General features: G+C 31.8%; 3 protein-coding genes. All 3 read left to right on the top strand.

What is annotated here, in order from left to right; translation table 11 throughout:
* The coding region (locus U9R42_13280) for a DUF4172 domain-containing protein (protein ID MEA3496992.1) at nt 1-221 on the top strand (221 nt) is incomplete at its 5' end.
* A gap of 400 nt (nt 222-621) precedes the next feature.
* Nucleotides 622-954, top strand: a complete 333-nt coding sequence (locus U9R42_13275; protein MEA3496991.1) for a type II toxin-antitoxin system HigB family toxin — start codon at nt 622-624, stop codon at nt 952-954.
* Between the two features lie 20 nt (nt 955-974).
* On the top strand, nt 975-1,424 hold the full coding sequence (locus U9R42_13270) for a helix-turn-helix domain-containing protein (GenBank protein MEA3496990.1): 450 nt from the start codon (nt 975-977) through the stop codon (nt 1,422-1,424).
* Nucleotides 1,425-1,775 lie beyond the last annotated feature (351 nt).

Here is a 1,775-nt window from a genome sequence, read left to right as displayed (position 1 = left end):
ACAAACATAAAAACACAGAATTGAATAGTCGTCAACGTTTAATGCTTAATAAACTTTTTGATGGTTTTGACGGTAAGCTTAAATCATCAAAATGGGCAAAGATTACAAAGTGCTCGTCAGATACAGCTTTACGTGACATTAAAGATTTAATCGAGAAAGGTGTTTTGAAACAAGAAGAATCAGGTGGGCGAAGCACAAATTACGAATTGAATGAGTTTTAAAACACTATCTAATTGAGTAGGCGGCTGATCCGTACGGACAAGTATTCCTTCGTTAAAACTACGGCTAACAAAGTGCAGCTCTCACAATTAATCCCGCACCTTTTGGACGGGACCACCAAGCCATTCAACCTCGTTCAGGATAAACCAAGCGGGTCTTTTCTATAAAAATTGGAACAGGCTGTACTTGGCGGTTCGTTAGATAAAGAAAAACTTAATTGTGTTTTTGGATTAACATCTTTTTTGACCATAGAAAAAGTTGAGTAAAGGAAACATATCTTTATATTTGACAAAAATTTAATTGGTGGTTAGGGTTATTAGACAGACTGCCGTTGTGCAATATTGAAAAAAAACCACCAATATTTCCCTATGTGAAACTTTATTTATATCTTTGCCATTAGATATGAAAATACATTTAATTAAAAAGCAGAAAATTGAAGATTATATCAAGAATAATGCGAGAAGTAAAGCATCTTTTGAAATATGGTTTTCAATTTTAAATCATGCAGACTGGAAAGAACCAAATGAAATTATATCGACATTTAATAGTGCAGATATATTAGGAAGAAGTTCAGACCGAGTGATATTCAATATTGGTGGTAACAACTATCGAATGATTTGTCGGTATCATTTTGGGACTAACAAAGTTCATTTGTTTGTAAAATGGATCGGAACACATGCAGAATACACCAAACTATGCAATGAACAGAAGCAGTATGAAATAAGTTTTTTTTAAATAACAAGAAAGGGAAGAAAATGGAAATATTAAAATATTCAATAGTAAAAACCAAGGAACAATATAATGAGTATTGCAAAATCCTTGAAAATTTAGTTTGTTTGGAAAACCAAAACATGCAAGATGAAGTAGAATTATTAACATTACTAATTGAAAAATGGGATAATGAACATAATTCATTAATGGATTTAAACCCAATTGAATTACTCAGATCACTAATGACTGAGAACAATATGAAATCAAAAGATTTAGTTGAAATACTTGGATTGTCAAAAGGAACAGTATCCAAAATATTGAATTATCACAAGGGATTATCAAAAGAAACAATTAGAAAATTAGCAGACTATTTCAAAATATCGCAAGAAGCATTTAACAGACCATATCGAATTATAAATGAAGTGAATCGTCATTTTCGTAATGCTAGTTTAATGAATACAAAAAAAGATATGGAAAATTCAATTGCAGTATAAAACAAACAACATTGCACAATCGAGTAGGCGGCTGATATTCCTTCGTTAAAACTACGGCTAACAAAGTGCAGCTCTCACAATTTATCCCGCACCTTTTGGTCGGGACCATAAACCAAGCGGGTCTTTTCTATAAAAATTGGAACAGGCTGTACTTGGCGGTTCATTATATAAAAGAAAAAATTAATTGTGTTTTTGGATTAACATCTTTTTTGACCATAGAAAAAGTTGAGTAAAGGAAACATATCCTTATATTTGACAAAAATTTAATCGGTGGTTAGGGTTATTAGACAGACTGTCGTTGGCAACAATATTAGAAAAATTTGCGAATGATTCCTGTTTGGTGTATATTTG

Source organism: Bacteroidota bacterium, assembly GCA_034723125.1.
Lineage (GTDB): Bacteria > Bacteroidota > Bacteroidia > CAILMK01 > JAAYUY01 > JAYEOP01.
The sequence above is the reverse complement of the archived record's forward strand: the minus strand, read 5'-3'. Positions and strand labels throughout refer to the sequence as shown.